Below are 14,512 nucleotides of genomic sequence, written 5' to 3' on the forward strand. Positions count from 1 at the left end.
TGGAGGGTGTTTTTTACCAGTATTAAGTCCCGTACGGGACGATAATATAGGTAGAAATAGAAGAATAAATGTGCGGGCGGGTGAGCTCTGTAGGAGCGGCATATCATCGTTGGTTAAAAGATTAAACAAATTCGTTGGTATGATCACAGAAAAAGAAGCAGTTAGGATCAGCAAATTTTTAAGTTTGGTTTTGCGTCACCAGCCGGAAACCATTGACCTCGTGCTGGATGAAAACGGCTGGGCAGATGTAACCCCACTAATTGACAAGTGCAATCAAAAGGGGATCACCTTAAACCGGGAGCTACTAGAACACATTGTAGCCACCAATACCAAAAAGCGATTTAGCTTTAATGACCAAAAGGATCAGATCCGTGCCAACCAGGGACATTCCATTGACGTAGACCTGGCTTTATCGGTGCAGGTACCGCCGGATCTTCTTTATCACGGCACCGCAGAGCGATTTGTTTCATCCATAAAAGAACAAGGTTTAATCAAACAGCAACGCCAGCATGTACACCTGAGTGCCAAGCAATCCACTGCAGTACAGGTAGGGCAAAGACATGGAAAGCCGTTTGTGTTTTCGGTATTAACAGCGCAAATGCATCGTGATGGTTTTGTTTTTTATTTATCTGATAATGGTGTATGGCTAACGGATCATGTGCCTGCAAAATATTTGTCTTTTTAACCTCCTTCAGTTCGTCATTTCGAGCGTAGCGGAAAAAAATCTCCTTTCTTTCAGCAGATCCCTCCCCAGCTTCGCAGGTGTCGGGATGACGATAAAGAAGGGCATTGATTTACACCAACACTCCTTCGCTTTCCTTGTCCGCTAATGCCCATTCAGTCTCTACCACTACATCCAACAGCCCTTCCACTTTGCCCGTTAAGCTTCGCAGCTCCCCATCGTTTACCCTGTAGTCTGATGCATAACGGGCGCTGATATAGGCTTTCTGCAACAGGTGCAACAAGCGTTTGCCTGCTTCCGTGTGAAGCGGAAATAAGCTGGCTAGTTGGGGCGATACGAGACAACATAACTGTAATAATCGCTCGATATTGTGCGTTTGAGAATGGTAACCCGTTCCCGCTTTTAGCAGGGCCTGCAAGGCCTGCTCGGCGCATTGGTGCAGCATAAATGCCGCCATTTTATATTGTTGCCGCAAGCGGTACAGCTCCGCACCTGCTAAAAACTCGCGGGCTTTTAATAAACCTTCTTTAATGATCGTTGGGTTGGTAATGGACTCTGTCACCTCAGGTATAGCTTCGTAGTGAATAGCTCCCGCATCATATAGCACAGATCCCTGTTGCCATACGCGCACCGCAAAGGGTGACCCGCCCGCAGCCATTCGATAAAAGTTGCGGAGGCCTGTACCAGCGTGGTTACGTGCAATAACGGGCTGCAATGCTGTTCTATCTGGTCCTGCCACTGGTGCGGCTCTTTATGCGCAAGCTCGGGCAATAGGATCAACAACGTACAGCCGGATAACCACTGTTGGGATGCTGCCGGATCGTGAAAGATGCTTTCATAGTGCTGGTGTTGCACTGTGCTGCCCAGCAGCCATATCTTATCCAGGCTCGCCTGTTTTACAATAATGGCGGCAACCTGCTGCAGCTGCTCCAATGCTTCGGGGTTGAGGTTAACCGGCTTCATAGTTCCTCCTTTTTTGGATGGCTGCGTCTGAGTTGCCGATACCATTTTTTAAATGAGTAATGGTAGTGCTTGTCCCGCCATTGGGTGTAGCGCTTTATCATTTTAGTGGTTCCTTTATCGGGATACAGCTGGCCTATGGCATCCATTTCTTTAAACAGGCTGCGGATATCGGCGGCGGTATAATGCTGCTGCCCGTAGCCATGAGCTATAAAATATTCTACCAGCTGTGCTTTGGCTGCATCGCGGCCCTCGCTGTTCCAGCTGCTATGGGCCAGGTTATCCATAAAATCGGTGAGCAGCCTTTTGGGGTTACCTCCATTAGCTTGCAGAGCAGCAAGAAAGGATACGGCAAAATAAAAGAGAACTGCGCCTGGCGGGCATAAGCGCCGGTTTGCCATTTCAGCTCGGGCTTTTGTTGTTTTTGTTTGCGGTGGTGTGTGGTTGCCATAGTGTAGCGTTTTAGGGTGATGAACAGGCGAACGGACCAACCGGTAGTGCATAAAAAAGACGTGGGTTAGTCCTTACCGATTCTGAGGGTTACGACACCCTGATCTCAAATAAGAACGCCCACGCCTGAACCTTAAAAATAAGGAAAACGCGAGCGATTTACCTTATTCTCCCGAGATCAATGATATGTCGTAATTTCAGAATCGGGAATAAAGCAAATGCGCTTTTATATTTTATCGTATAATTATCAGGTCATGAATTATAGAATTTAATTGTTATGCAATATAACAAAATTGTTACACAATAACAATAATATATTTTATAACGCTTCTTTTGACTGAAAGTAAAATAATTACATTTCTCTATATTGTGTGCTTTAAGAACAATTTAATAGCCTGATGAGTAAAATAATTAAACCAAAGGGCAAGCCGGAACATATCATAATGAACCGGCTGGCAGTTATTTTAAAAGAAGAAAGAGTTTCTAACAAAGAGCTTGCTGAGGCGTTAGATTATGAGCCGGCAACTGTATCCAAATGGGCCACCAACACCATACAACCGCCGCTTTCTACCTTCTTTCGTATTGCCTTAACGCTTGATCGGGACCTGAAAGATTTTTTTATATCGACCAAAGAAATTGAAACAGGAGAGAAAAAGAAAATGCTTAAAGAATTAGCGGTGATTGCCGAAAAGGGAAAGCGGACGGGGAAGGGTAAAAAATAACAAGTGTTGCTGCAGAAGGTTAAAATAGATTGATGGCTACTTAAAAAATAAATTAATTGTTGCATTATAATGTAAAGTGAATTTCATTAAATTCGATTCCTACTTATAATAGGGTCTTATTGTTAACCTTCTCAAATTTACTTTTTACGCTGAATGGATGGTCACCGAATTGATATAGAATTTATAGATGCTTCTGATTGGCAGGAGCTATCATGGTATAGCAGTGGCGGTACCAGGGCTAAAAAGATTTTGCAAAACTCCTTTGGCAAGGAGTTCTATTTTAAATGTTCGGAAAAAAACCTTCGAAAGATGGTAAGCCAGAAAAGCACTATAAGTATGAATTCTGGAATGAAGTTATTGCATATCAGTTGGGTAAATATTTAGGCTTGGATATGCTTCGCTACGATGTGGCTGTGTTCGATGGAGAAATAGGATGTATTAGTCCGAAGATGACAGTTACAGATGAGGAACAATTGATAGAAATAGGCAGGTTTATGACGGCGATAAATTCTGACTTTTTACCTGAGAATTATAAAACAAGAACTGAATATACTTTTCAGTTATTAACAGAAACGCTGGATTATTTTAGCCTTTCCCAGTATTTGCCGTTCTTTTTCAGACGTTGATTTTTGATGCAGTTATAAGCAATACTGACAGACATCAGGAAAATTGGGCATTTATTGGTAAAACCACCTTCTTATCAGAGGCATTAAAACAAGTGGAAGATAATGTAAAGGTTAAGGGTTTTAAAAAGCTTCCCTTGTTACTAAAACCACTCTATCATTGGATGTTTGATAGAAAAAAGAATGAACTATCTAAAAAGGGTAAGGTTTATAAATTGATACATACAGAAGTTTCGAAAACAGCCCCAATCTACGATAGCGGTAGTTCCCTTGCACGGGAATTAAATAATAATAGGATTGATATATTGCTTAAGAACGATGCCGAATTAAAAAATATCTTGAAAATGGAAAGTCCGAGCTGCATTGGAATAACAAAAAATGTTCTCATTATGATTTGATTAAGGAATTGTTAAACTCATCGTATGTGGAAGAAGTTACAAAGGCTTCAAAGTTTCTGAAGAATTGGAATTCAGAGCTGGTACAGAACATTTTAGATGGAATAGATGCTATTGTTCCTGAAAAATGGGCTGAATATCGTATTCCAGACAACAGGAGAAACCTAATTTTAAAATTGTTAACTTCGCGCTTTGAGACAATTATCCAATTATTTCCGTGACAGAATTTGATAAAATATATGTGGTATGGCGAAAAGGCGCGGTGATAGGCGTGCAGCAGTTGGAGACTTAACGAAAGCATCCGATGGGAGATATATTTTTAAATATTTTTCTTCCGCTATTGAATTACAGGAAAAAGAGGGCTTTTCTCCTTATACTGAATTTCAGGATCTTACTAAAGAGTATAACGGAAATGTTATTGAAATATTTGGACAACGTTTGACAAAGAGCGATAGACCCGATATTAGCAGTTTTTACAAATTTTGGGAGGTTGACTCCGACAAAGCGCATGATAAATTTTATTTATTAGGTAAAACTCAAGGCCTCGTTGCTACCGACAACTTTGAGTTTTTAGCGGATTATAAATTTGTGCCTGATTTACACTTTTTGACTGAAATTGCAGGACTTTCAAAATTACAGTTGCCCAAAGGGACTTTTCAAATAGGGGAAGAATTGCAATATGAATTAGAGCCGGACAATCCTAAAGACAAACTTGCAGTAAAATTGTTGCAGAACGGCAAGGAAATTGGATACATAAAAAAGTACCATAGCAAAGTGTTTCACGATGCCGGTACCAACAGGCTACGCTTAACAATTAAGGCTATTGATCAAAATGGTATTGTAAAGCGGGTTTTTGTGAAAGTTTCGGTTTGAAAATAAAAAAGAGCAATTAAGCCCACTACTCCTGTTAGCATATATTCATTTACATTTTAGGACTGGTATACCAAGTTTTATATTTATTTTCTTGTTTTCGTAAATCTCCATACATCTCCTCCTTTATTTGGGTATAAATAAGTTTCAAACCATCCCGTTGATGGATCATATACTCTTACAGGGACACCGCCCCCTATTGTTTTCATAATTAGTGGGATATAAATTTCATCTTTTATTTGCTTCAAGGATTGAAATATACCTGCAAATAAGAAATAAGACATAACGTACATTTTCTCCCAATCTTCAAAGCATAAGCCCTCCAAATTTGCATACTTGTCACTTCCATGATTATCATATATAATTCCGCCTTGAACACATCGATATTGCGAATGTGCAATCGCATTTCTTACATTTCTATTGTATGCTTCGTTGATACTTTGCCGAAAGTTTGGAGCGAAGCCAAGTCTATTAATAATCTGTTCCCGAATATGTTTATTTTTTCCATTCGGGGTTAGCTTGCTCATGTCAAGTGTCCAATCATAGCTTGAACCACTGGCAACATTTACCATTTGAGTCAAGATTCTCAAAAAGTAGTTGTTTTCCCATATGCTTAAATAATTGGCTTTCTCTTTGTGTAATGATAATTCAAACTCTGTCGTACCGTCGAGTCGTATAGAATCTAAATTATCATCATCAGTTATATCTTCGATTCCCTTAGAAATAATGGAGTTGACTTTTTGAAAGTTATTAACACCATCAGTTCCTAAACCAACCGCAGCTTTATTAAACATTATATTTCCATTCTGCTGACATAATAAAAGATCGCCACTGTGCTGCATTTTTAACTTTGCTATGTTAAATATCTCTTGCAATCCATTTCGGATCATTAATTCGTATTTAGTTATGTTATCTATTCTGACCATTACTTTGTATTTTAAAATTTTACTCAGAGATAAGAAAAGTTAAAAACATGAATTATTAATTTGCCAAAAGGTGTCCAACTAAAAAATCTTGCGGCACCGTTCAGCTAAAGAAATATGCGCGGAATTCTTAAGGACGGACAAAGTTACAAATTTCATTTATTTTATAAATTCGTAACTTTGGTCAATGAAAAAAATACGTGAAAACTTATTTGCTACCCGCTTTAAATCTGCCCGCCTGCTCAATGGTTTTTCTTTACAGGATCTTGCAGACGTGTTGAAGGAGCAAGGGCATTCATTAACCAAGCAATCTTTACATCGGTACGAAAAAGGAGAGGTGGAGCCGGATAGTGAGATTACCGGCTGGTTGAGTGACGCGCTGAACGTACGTCCCGACTTTTTACCCGTGCTACCCATGTTGAAATTGGTACAATAGAGTACCGCAAACTGAAGAGCGTTGCTTCGAAGGAAGATGACCGCATTGTGGAACAAACCCGTGAATACCTGAGCCGCTACCTGGAGCTGGAAGAAATACTGGCATTGCCGGTAAACTTTAAAAATCCGTTACAGGATTTTAAAGAGGTAGAGGCATATGCAGATGTAAATGAAGCTGCCCTGCAGCTACGCAAAAAATGGAACCTGGGCGATGATCCTATTTCTAATATAGTAGAGCTACTGGAAGATAAACATATAAAAGTGGTGCCGCTGGATGCTGATATGGGATTTGATGGATTACAGACCACCGTTAACAAAACTATTCCGGTAATAGCTTATAACAGTCGTAAAATAGTAAAGCCCGATCGTATTCGCTTCACCCTGCTACATGAGCTGGGGCACTTGTTGCTACAATTTGGCCCATCACTCACCAATAAACAGGTTGAAACCCTTTGCCACCAGTTTGCCGGGGCCATGCTATTGCCTGAAAAAGCTATTATAAGAGAATTGGGGCAACATCGCACCCGGCTGTATATGCAGGAGCTGGGGCATATTAAAACCCAGTATGGTATTTCGATGCAGGCAGTTGTAATGCGCGCTAAAGTCTGCGGCATTATTAATGACCATTATGCTAAACAGTTTTTCTTCATCATGAATAATAACGGCTGGAAAGTAGATGAGCCGGTAGATTACAACGGGGAAGAAAAATCGAACCGTTTTGATCAATTATTATTACGTGCCCTGGCCGAAGAGCAGATATCAATGAGCAAGGCCGCGGCGCTCAAAAATCAAAAACTGGCTGATTTTAAAAGAGATTTTCTGATGGCATTTTAGCGTTAACTTTACATACACCAATATGCTGCCCTTATGGAAAAAGTGGCTATAACAGATGCCTGCATATTTATCGATCTTTACGAACTGCAATTGCTGACCCATTTTTTTGAAATGGAGTTGGAGGTACATACCACTATCAATGTAATGAACGAGCTGATTACAGAACAGCGGCAACAGTTGCAGGTTTATCATTCTGTAAAGAAGCTCACCATTCATATTGCTGGCGAGGTAGATCAAAAAATTATCCGTCTTAATAATTATCCAAGGTCTCTTTCGGAGAGTGATTGCTCGGTGCTCTACTTTGCTGAAAAGCATAATGCTATTTTGTTGAGTAGCGATAAGGTGGTACGCAATACTGCGAAGAGGCGTTCTATAGACTATCACGGTATGCTTTGGATTTTTGACAGGTTGGTTGCCGCCGGTATGCTAAATAGGAGAGAGGCTGGAAATAAATTACAACAATTGATTCGCTCTAATATCGTTTTTCAAAACAACCGGGAGTTGGTGGCTGAAATGGAAAAGCGGCTCGGCGTGGGGAGATGGCTAATCATTTAAGAACAGATTAAAGCATTTCCTCCGTTTACTTAAGCGCTTTTGTTCAACATTTCGGCGGGTACGATACAACAATCTGCCATACGCACCATATTGTCATTAATAAAATAATATCCGGGTCTACACTTTTTTCGGCGATCGTTTAGCGCTGCTATACCCGCGCGTAGTCCCTGTTGCCGGGCTATTCTATATACATATTTGCTGCAGGTTTCTTTAAAGACGCAACGTTTCCTGCTTTTTTTAGGCACTAGCAGCCAATACAATTGTATTGCAAAAAGTAAAGAATAGCGCATTTAAGCGGGTTGAGAAAATATAACCAACTGAAAGAAAGTGGTGCTGGTTTTAGCATTAATACCAAAACAACCCGGATCGTCTACAACTGTTTCAAACTTTTCTACTGATTCAAATGCCCAGCCCTGTGCGGCAAAATCGTTGATAAGTATTTCTAATTTTTGAGCTACGGTTCCGGTTGTTTCTTTTGTCGTAATGTTGGCCACGTAGGGCACTACTTTGTAGGTCTTCATTGTTATTATTTTCAAACAAAAATATAGTGGCCCAACAACAGAGATTTACGGAAAACCGTAAGAGCAAATATTAAAGGCTGAAGATCAAAAAAGTACTGGTAAGTAAAATAACGCTGCCGCCTGCACCACCGCCAAACGGTCAAAGGACTCCTTCGGAGAGCGTCGCCTGGCCGACCAGACGGGCAGGCAAGACCGACGCCCTATATTCTAAAGGTGAGAACAAAAAAACAATAGCCCTATCTAACAGCCACCTTTTGGAGGAATGCGTTTATAAATCATTTTACCCCCTCGTTCTACATAGGCGCCCGTTACTATTGCATAGGAGTACTTAGGCGCGTGCGATACAGCATGGCCTCTGATGATTATTTTATCGTTCACCTTCAGGCTATGCAATGGCTCCAATTGAGATTTTTCCGGCGAAAAATTAAGAATATAATCGTCACCGTCAATCCTCACCATCACTCCGAAACCTAACCGGGAGCCCGGCGGAAGAGAAAGACTTGTAACAACCGCCTCCATACTGGTAGAATCAACAATATGCTTCCTTACTTTAGCTGCACTGGCCAGCACTTTTTACCTTGCGGAGACGCGGTCCATTTTGTGTACGCTATACCGCCAGGGGTAGCCTCCCATTTTTTCACTTCTTCTGCTTTTATTTCAGCAGCAGAGAGTGGCTTGGGTGTCGGTTTTTGAGCGTTTTCCTTTGGGGTTTCGCGATTCGCAAATACCAGTCCGCTTACCACCACCAGCGGTACAATCAGCGCATAAATAACTCTTTTCATATTTTTTGTTTTTTTAATTAACAGAGATCTAATTCCTTGCAAGGTGGAACAAGGCGAAACTACTTTGATCCTTTCAGCTTGAAGAATTAAGATTGTAAATTAAAATGTAAACATTGTAAATTATTGTAAACAGCAAACTAAGGCGCTATAAACCAACTGCTTAAATATGCACCCTGTTGCAGGATGGGCTCATAAAAAAGGAAAATCGTGATGAGGTATTTTCACCACGTCTTTCCCTGATTAACTGAAAAATTTCTATCGTCTATTCTTTTTTATGAATTACAATTTTGCTTTTGCTTCAGCTGCTGTTACTACTTTGCCAATGGCACCAAATTCATGCAGGTCTCCGAATACTTCAATTCTTATGGATTGGTCTATACCACCCACTTTTACGGCATCAAAGCCACTTTCTGCAATTAATTGCTCTACGATACCGTCAATAGCATGGTCGTCTGTTGCATAAAACAGTACTGCTTTTTCTGATGTTTGAGCAGATGCCTTTGCCAGAGAAGCGGCTCCCAATGTGCCGAAGGCCTTTGCTAGTTTTGCACCTTGTGGAAGGATGGCCGCATTCAATTGCCCTGCTGATTGATTTTCCCCTATGATTTTTTTAAACCCACCGTTTTCATCAGGTGCAATGGGATTAGATGGATCGATAATGATTTTGCCCTGAAGCGCTGTAGCATAGGTTTTGAAAAACTCCTGAATGGTATTGAACCAAACAGATAAGATGATCACATCTGCTTGTTGGATCGCCGCTGCAGTATCTGTAGCGGTTGCCAGGCTACCTAATTCAGCAGCCAACGCTTGTGCATCCTCTAACTTTCTGCTGGCAATAATTACGGGCCGGTTACCGTTTACCAGATTTTTGGCTACTACTTTGCCAATGTTTCCTAAGCCAATGATGGCTACTTTTTGATTCGTTGTCATTACTATTTCTTTTAAATTGTGATTGAATTGTATAGTGCAAAGATGCACCCGTACAAGAGCCCCTTCCAATGAACTGTGTCAAGAAATAGTATTGATGTAGTTTAAGACTTTAGGCGTTTATTACGAATACGACTCAGAAATTCGGGCGTAATGCCGAGGAAAGAAGCTATTTGGGTTTGCGGTAGCCGATTGAGCAAATGTGCATAGGTGTTTAAAAATAAGTCATAGCGCTCATCTGCTGTAGAGCTGATACTTTGCAGCATTCGCTTTTGTAAGCCCACATAACTATTCTCGATCAGCACTCTAAAAATACGGTCAAATTTTGGCGCTTTGGTGTAAAGCGCTATTAAATGCTCATGACTAATTTGGAGCAACATTGTGTCCTCAAGCGCGTCTATATTAAGTTTGGAGGGCATCCTTCCATGAAAGCTTCCAATGTCGGTCGTCCACCAACTTTCTGATGCGAATTGAATAATGTGCGTATTCCCTTTTTCATCAATTTTATACATTCTTAAGCAACCGCGCACTACAAAATTCATGTGGTTGCATACGTCTCCTTCCTGTAAGATGTATTGTCGCCTTCGATACAGCCGTGGTTTGAAAAGTTCCATTACCAGTTTCTTCTCCTCACCATTCAAGGGCATTAGCCCCTCGAAGTACTGGATAAGGGGTTCTATAGAATTTTGCCGGATCTCGGTTTTCATCGCGCAAAAATATCAAAATTCCTGGCGGCATTGAACTTCTTCGAATATTGTTAACAGCCGGTACCAGCCTTAAGTTGAGAAGGGTTTTAAAACCTCCATATTTCATTTACCATGCTATATATGTAGGCGCTTTACTTTCTATAGAAATATTTGTGTATAATTTATGGATAGCATTGTCTCATTTCTTTATCCCATTAAACATCACATTCTATTTCGTTACCAGCTGGTAAACCGTTACCGACTGAAACTTTTCCCCGGCTTTAATACTGTTGAAGGAAAATTGGGATGATTGGGCGAATCGGGGAAATGCTGGGTTTCAAAACAGAAGGCCTCTCGGGCGTTGATCGCGTTGCCATTTCGATCTTTATCCATGCCTTTTAAGGTATTCGCTGTAAAAAACTGGATGCCCGGTTCGGTGGTAAACACTTTCATGGTGATGCCCGACTTAGGGCTAAATGCGGTAGCGGCTAATTCAGGCGTCTTTGAACCCTTTCTTTTGTTCAACACAAAATTGTGATCGAAACCGCCCCCATATTGCAATTGCTGGTTGGGTTGGTCGACCACTGCGCTGACAAGTGCAGGCTTTCTTAAATCAAACGGCGTGTTAGCAACAGGGGCTATTTCGCCGGTGGGCAACATGGCCTCATTTACAGGTATGTATTGATCGGCGTTTACATATACCTGGTAGCCGGTTACGCTACCGCCGCCTTCGAGGTTAAAATAACTATGGTTGGTGATATTGAGCACGGTCTTTTTATCGGTTGTGGCGGCATAGGCAATCTTTAATTCGTTTTGCTCACTTAAAGAAAAAGTGATGGTTACTTTTAAATTGCCGGGAAAACCGTTCTCACCATCTTTAGACAAATAGGCAAGCGTTACCGATTGATCAGCAACTTTTACCCAGTCCCAAACCTGCTCGTTAAAGCCCAGGGGTCCGCCGTGCAGGTTATTGCCATTATTATTGAGAGGTAATTGATAGGTTGTTCCATCCAACGTAAATTGTCCCTTTGCCATACGATTGGCATATCGTCCTACCGTGGCACCATAATTACGGCCGGTTGCCTTAATATATTCATCAATAGAATTAAAGCCTACTACAATATCTACCGGCTTGCCATTTTTATCGGGTATCACCGCGCTCACCAATCTTGCTCCGTAATTAGTAATAGCTACCTGCATGCCCTTTTTATTACTTAAGAAAGCAATGCCTGTTTTTTTACCATTGACTTCCTTATCAAATTTTGCAGGATCCAGGTAGGCGGGTCGTGCTTTTTGAGCGGTTACCACCAATGTGAACAACATACCAATAAGGATACCAGATAAACGTACGATAGCTTTTGTATAGCTTACAGGGGGCAAAGCAATTTTCATCTGGGCAAGATACACCATCGTGCGCATAATTGATTTTTACAACGTTTGAATAGATTTGTTGAGCTCTTTTCACAAACCGCTACCGGACTGATCTGTCGGTTAACACAATAAAACCTGCCATTTACCGACGGGGTGTTTCACTGGCCCTGTTTGCGGGCTAGGTTTGCAGCATGGCAAAAACCTTACTATACACAGCGCCCTATTGCTGATACTGCTTATTTGTTTTTCTACTGCTTTTGCACAGTATACAAACCCCGTTATTATAAAAGGAAAAGTAGTTGATTCCTTACAGCATCCCGTGGCATGGGCTACTATTAAGTTAATGAAAAAGATTCTGTTATTGCTACCGGGGCTGCCAACGAGTCGGGTATTTTTCAATTAACTACTAAAAAAGCTATAACCGCTGTTCAAATTACCAGTACGGCCTATGCGCCTTTTACCAAAGCCATCAGCATCGATAAAGAACCGGCAGCAACAATGGACCTGGGGACGCTTACACTTTCAAAAACATCGGTGAGCTAAAGGGCGTAACGGTTACGGCCTCAAGGCCATTAATTACGCGTGAGATTGATAAGCTGGTGTACAGTACCGAAGCAGACCCTGAAAGCAAGTTCAGCAGCGTGCTGGAGATTATGCGTAAAGTGCCGTTCCTTGCCGTTGATGGACAGGAAAACCTTACCATGAAAGGCAGCAGCAGCTATCGTATATTGATCAATGGAAAGCCATCCGGTATGGTAGATAATGATCCTAAAAGTTTTTTAAGATCGCTGCCTGCATCAAGCATACAGAGCATTGAAGTGTATACGACGCCTCCTGCTAAATATGATGCGGAAGGCTTGGGTGGTGTGATTAACATTGTTACTACCAAAAGAGTAGGAGAGGGCTATAAAGGAAATGTCAATCTCAATGGTGCTTATCCCAATGGCGGACCCGGAGCGGGTTTGTCTTTTACAGCTACTCATAAAAAATTCGGAGTTGAGCTATTTGGAGGCAGTAATCTTTACTATAACCCGTCGTTTGATGGCAGCACCTACAGAAGCACCACCGGCGCAGTGCCTTCTACACTGAACGTTACAGAAAACACTCAAAGAAATGGTCATGGCCGGTATATCGGCACCCAGTTTAGCTACGATATCGACTCGCTTCAATTGCTAACCGCGCAGCTCAATTTCAACGGGTCGCTGAATAAAAGCAAGTACGGACGATTTTCGCAATTGCTATTGGAAGATGAAACACAGCAGTTCAGGCAGCAGACCGACAGCAAGGGTAACGGGAATGGATTTGATGGCGGACTGAACTACCAATTGGGATTTAAAAAAGACAAAGCAAGATTGCTTACCGTATCTTATCGGTATATGCAGTATAAAACCCGCAGTAACGTGGAAAATACTTTTTATGATACGATCAATTATGCGCTGCCCGATTTTAATCAAATTAACAACACCGCTTTTATTGAACAAACCGGCCAGGTGGATTATGTGCAAAATATTAAGAAAGTAAAAATGGAGGCTGGCATTAAAGCCATCTTCAGGGAGAACAACAGCCATTTTAATACACTTGAATTCGATCCCGTTCTGGAACAGTTTATAGCTGATGGAGACCGGCAAAACGAATTTGAAAATAAACAGTCCATACTATCGGCTTATAACACCTACTCCTTTGCTTTAAAAACCTGGAGCTTTAAATTTGGCGCCAGGCTGGAACAAACCTATACCGATATTGATTTCAGCTCTACACAAACCACCATCAAAAACAATTACTTTAACCTGGTTCCGTCTATCGTTATTAATAAAAACAACAAGAACGGCAGCTATTTCAACATCGGGTATAATCAACGTTTAAAACGCCCGGGTATCAACCGTTTAAACCCCTTTGTTGATCGCTCTGATCCCAACTTTATTGAATCGGGTAACCCGGACTTACAGCCTTCGCTCATGCATAGCTTTGATCTGGGCTATGGCATCAACAAAAAGCAATCGGTAAACATTGGCCTTACTTATGCATTTGCTGATAACCTGGATCTTAAAACATCAAGATATGATTCGGTGTCGAGGATCACTTATACTACGTATGAAAACTCTGGCAAAATTGATGCGCTGATGCTGAATGCTAACTTTAACCTGGCTATTACCAAATCGCTGAGAACGGTTGTCAATGGCAGCGTTTCTCATTTTTGGATTGAGAGCGCGGTAGATGTACGCGATATCAAAACACAAAGAACATTGTACAACGCATCGGTATCCAATACTTATACCTTTAAAAAGATTGGTTAGCTACCGCCTCCCTTAATCTTTACAGCGAAAACCTGGCGCCCGCTCAAATACAGGGAACCATTAATGGTTATGTGGCTACTAATTTTAGTGTGAGCAAATCCCTCCTGAATAAAAAACTTTCGCTATCCGCCTATGTAAACAATCCTTTCAACACCTACCGTAATAACCGTACTGAAATTATCTCTTATAACTTCAGAGAAGTCAATACCAACCGCGACTATTTCAGGAGGTTTGGTATGAGTGTTAACTACAAATTCGGTAAGCTAAAAGATGATGTTAAAAAGAGCCGCCGCGGTATTAATAACAATGATGTATCGAATTAAAACTTAGAACAGAGGTGAAGATTTTTTATTTTTGTAAGAGCTGCTTTTTTAATTGCAAATAACTCTTTTTCACAAACGGGACCACGTCATTCCGATCCCAGATAGCTATCGGGACGACGCTGGCGGGGAATCTGCTGAAAGACGGGAGATTTCTCTCTA

At 41.3% G+C, this 14,512-nt stretch carries 20 protein-coding genes and 1 pseudogene; 10 read left to right on the forward strand and 11 right to left on the reverse strand.

The window, feature by feature from the left end; translation table 11 throughout:
- Positions 1–139: 139 nt before the first annotated feature.
- Positions 140–685 carry an RNA 2'-phosphotransferase gene (locus MKP07_RS07715; RefSeq protein WP_240846401.1) on the forward strand — a complete coding sequence of 182 codons (546 nt, stop codon included), beginning with the start codon at positions 140–142 and terminating at the stop codon, positions 683–685.
- A gap of 109 nt (positions 686–794) precedes the next feature.
- Here the strand turns inward: MKP07_RS07715 and MKP07_RS07720 are convergent, their stop codons facing one another.
- The 3 genes from MKP07_RS07720 to MKP07_RS07730 are packed head-to-tail and all read right to left on the reverse strand — an operon-like array spanning position 795 to position 2,043.
- Positions 795–1,289, reverse strand: coding sequence for a HEPN domain-containing protein (locus MKP07_RS07720; RefSeq protein WP_240846403.1), 495 nt, complete (start codon positions 1,287–1,289; stop codon positions 795–797).
- A complete protein-coding gene (locus tag MKP07_RS07725; RefSeq protein ID WP_240846405.1) occupies positions 1,241–1,645 on the reverse strand; it encodes a hypothetical protein in 405 nt (134 codons plus the stop codon). The genes MKP07_RS07720 and MKP07_RS07725 overlap by 49 nt, the downstream gene beginning before the upstream one ends.
- The gene (locus MKP07_RS07730; protein WP_240846407.1) at positions 1,642–2,043 is read right to left on the reverse strand and encodes a hypothetical protein; all 402 of its coding nucleotides are present in this window, start codon (positions 2,041–2,043) and stop codon (positions 1,642–1,644) included. Before MKP07_RS07730 ends, MKP07_RS07725 begins: the two co-directional genes overlap by 4 nt.
- Positions 2,044–2,490: 447 nt before the next feature.
- Here MKP07_RS07730 and MKP07_RS07735 point away from each other — a divergent pair, with 447 nt between their 5' ends.
- From MKP07_RS07735 to MKP07_RS07755, 5 genes are all read left to right on the forward strand, one after another.
- The gene (locus tag MKP07_RS07735; RefSeq protein ID WP_240846410.1) at positions 2,491–2,814 is read left to right on the forward strand and encodes a helix-turn-helix transcriptional regulator; all 324 of its coding nucleotides are present in this window, start codon (positions 2,491–2,493) and stop codon (positions 2,812–2,814) included.
- Between the two features lie 284 nt (positions 2,815–3,098).
- A complete protein-coding gene (locus tag MKP07_RS07740; protein ID WP_240846413.1) occupies positions 3,099–3,440 on the forward strand; it encodes a hypothetical protein in 342 nt (113 codons plus the stop codon).
- Complete coding sequence (locus tag MKP07_RS07745) at positions 3,437–3,835, forward strand: HipA domain-containing protein (RefSeq protein WP_240846415.1); 399 nt, start codon at positions 3,437–3,439, stop codon at positions 3,833–3,835. The genes MKP07_RS07740 and MKP07_RS07745 overlap by 4 nt, the downstream gene beginning before the upstream one ends.
- A gap of 26 nt (positions 3,836–3,861) precedes the next feature.
- A complete protein-coding gene (locus tag MKP07_RS07750; RefSeq protein WP_240846418.1) occupies positions 3,862–4,053 on the forward strand; it encodes a hypothetical protein in 192 nt (63 codons plus the stop codon).
- Between the two features lie 25 nt (positions 4,054–4,078).
- Positions 4,079–4,705, forward strand: a complete 627-nt coding sequence (locus MKP07_RS07755; RefSeq protein WP_240846420.1) for an HIRAN domain-containing protein — start codon at positions 4,079–4,081, stop codon at positions 4,703–4,705.
- Between the two features lie 83 nt (positions 4,706–4,788).
- Here the strand turns inward: MKP07_RS07755 and MKP07_RS07760 are convergent, their stop codons facing one another.
- A complete protein-coding gene (locus MKP07_RS07760) occupies positions 4,789–5,628 on the reverse strand; it encodes a hypothetical protein (RefSeq protein WP_240846422.1) in 840 nt (279 codons plus the stop codon).
- A gap of 184 nt (positions 5,629–5,812) precedes the next feature.
- On the opposite strand from MKP07_RS07760, the gene MKP07_RS07765 reads away from it, so the two are divergent.
- The 3 genes from MKP07_RS07765 to MKP07_RS07775 are packed head-to-tail and all read left to right on the forward strand — an operon-like array spanning position 5,813 to position 7,449.
- Positions 5,813–6,061, forward strand: a complete 249-nt coding sequence (locus MKP07_RS07765; RefSeq protein ID WP_240846424.1) for a helix-turn-helix domain-containing protein — start codon at positions 5,813–5,815, stop codon at positions 6,059–6,061.
- A 47-nt stretch (positions 6,062–6,108) separates the two neighbouring features.
- The gene (locus tag MKP07_RS07770; RefSeq protein ID WP_240846426.1) at positions 6,109–6,894 is read left to right on the forward strand and encodes an ImmA/IrrE family metallo-endopeptidase; all 786 of its coding nucleotides are present in this window, start codon (positions 6,109–6,111) and stop codon (positions 6,892–6,894) included.
- Positions 6,895–6,927: 33 nt separating this feature from the next.
- Positions 6,928–7,449, forward strand: a complete 522-nt coding sequence (locus MKP07_RS07775; RefSeq protein WP_240846428.1) for a hypothetical protein — start codon at positions 6,928–6,930, stop codon at positions 7,447–7,449.
- 29 nt (positions 7,450–7,478) lie between these two features.
- Here MKP07_RS07775 and yidD read toward each other — a convergent pair whose 3' ends face one another.
- From yidD to MKP07_RS07805, 7 genes are all read right to left on the reverse strand, one after another.
- A complete protein-coding gene (gene yidD / locus MKP07_RS42250; protein WP_394803540.1) occupies positions 7,479–7,739 on the reverse strand; it encodes a membrane protein insertion efficiency factor YidD in 261 nt (86 codons plus the stop codon).
- Positions 7,740–7,970 (reverse strand): hypothetical protein, encoded by a 231-nt coding sequence (locus MKP07_RS07780; RefSeq protein ID WP_240846430.1) that lies wholly within the window; start codon positions 7,968–7,970, stop codon positions 7,740–7,742. It abuts the gene before it with no gap.
- 240 nt (positions 7,971–8,210) lie between these two features.
- Entirely contained in the window at positions 8,211–8,540 is a 330-nt protein-coding gene (locus MKP07_RS07785) for a hypothetical protein (RefSeq protein ID WP_240846432.1), read from the reverse strand.
- On the reverse strand, positions 8,516–8,752 hold the full coding sequence (locus MKP07_RS07790) for a hypothetical protein (protein WP_240846434.1): 237 nt from the start codon (positions 8,750–8,752) through the stop codon (positions 8,516–8,518). Before MKP07_RS07790 ends, MKP07_RS07785 begins: the two co-directional genes overlap by 25 nt.
- 279 nt (positions 8,753–9,031) lie before the next feature.
- Entirely contained in the window at positions 9,032–9,682 is a 651-nt protein-coding gene (locus MKP07_RS07795) for an NADPH-dependent F420 reductase (RefSeq protein ID WP_240846436.1), read from the reverse strand.
- Positions 9,683–9,783: 101 nt separating this feature from the next.
- Complete coding sequence (locus MKP07_RS07800; protein ID WP_240846438.1) at positions 9,784–10,386, reverse strand: Crp/Fnr family transcriptional regulator; 603 nt, start codon at positions 10,384–10,386, stop codon at positions 9,784–9,786.
- Between the two features lie 234 nt (positions 10,387–10,620).
- A complete protein-coding gene (locus MKP07_RS07805; protein ID WP_240846440.1) occupies positions 10,621–11,784 on the reverse strand; it encodes an aldose epimerase family protein in 1,164 nt (387 codons plus the stop codon).
- A gap of 551 nt (positions 11,785–12,335) precedes the next feature.
- Here MKP07_RS07805 and MKP07_RS07810 point away from each other — a divergent pair.
- A pseudogene (locus MKP07_RS07810) lies at positions 12,336–14,353 on the forward strand (outer membrane beta-barrel protein).
- The last annotated feature ends 159 nt before the right edge of the window (positions 14,354–14,512 follow it).

It is taken from the genome of Paraniabella hibiscisoli (assembly GCF_022512515.1).
Classification (GTDB): domain Bacteria; phylum Bacteroidota; class Bacteroidia; order Chitinophagales; family Chitinophagaceae; genus Niabella; species Niabella hibiscisoli.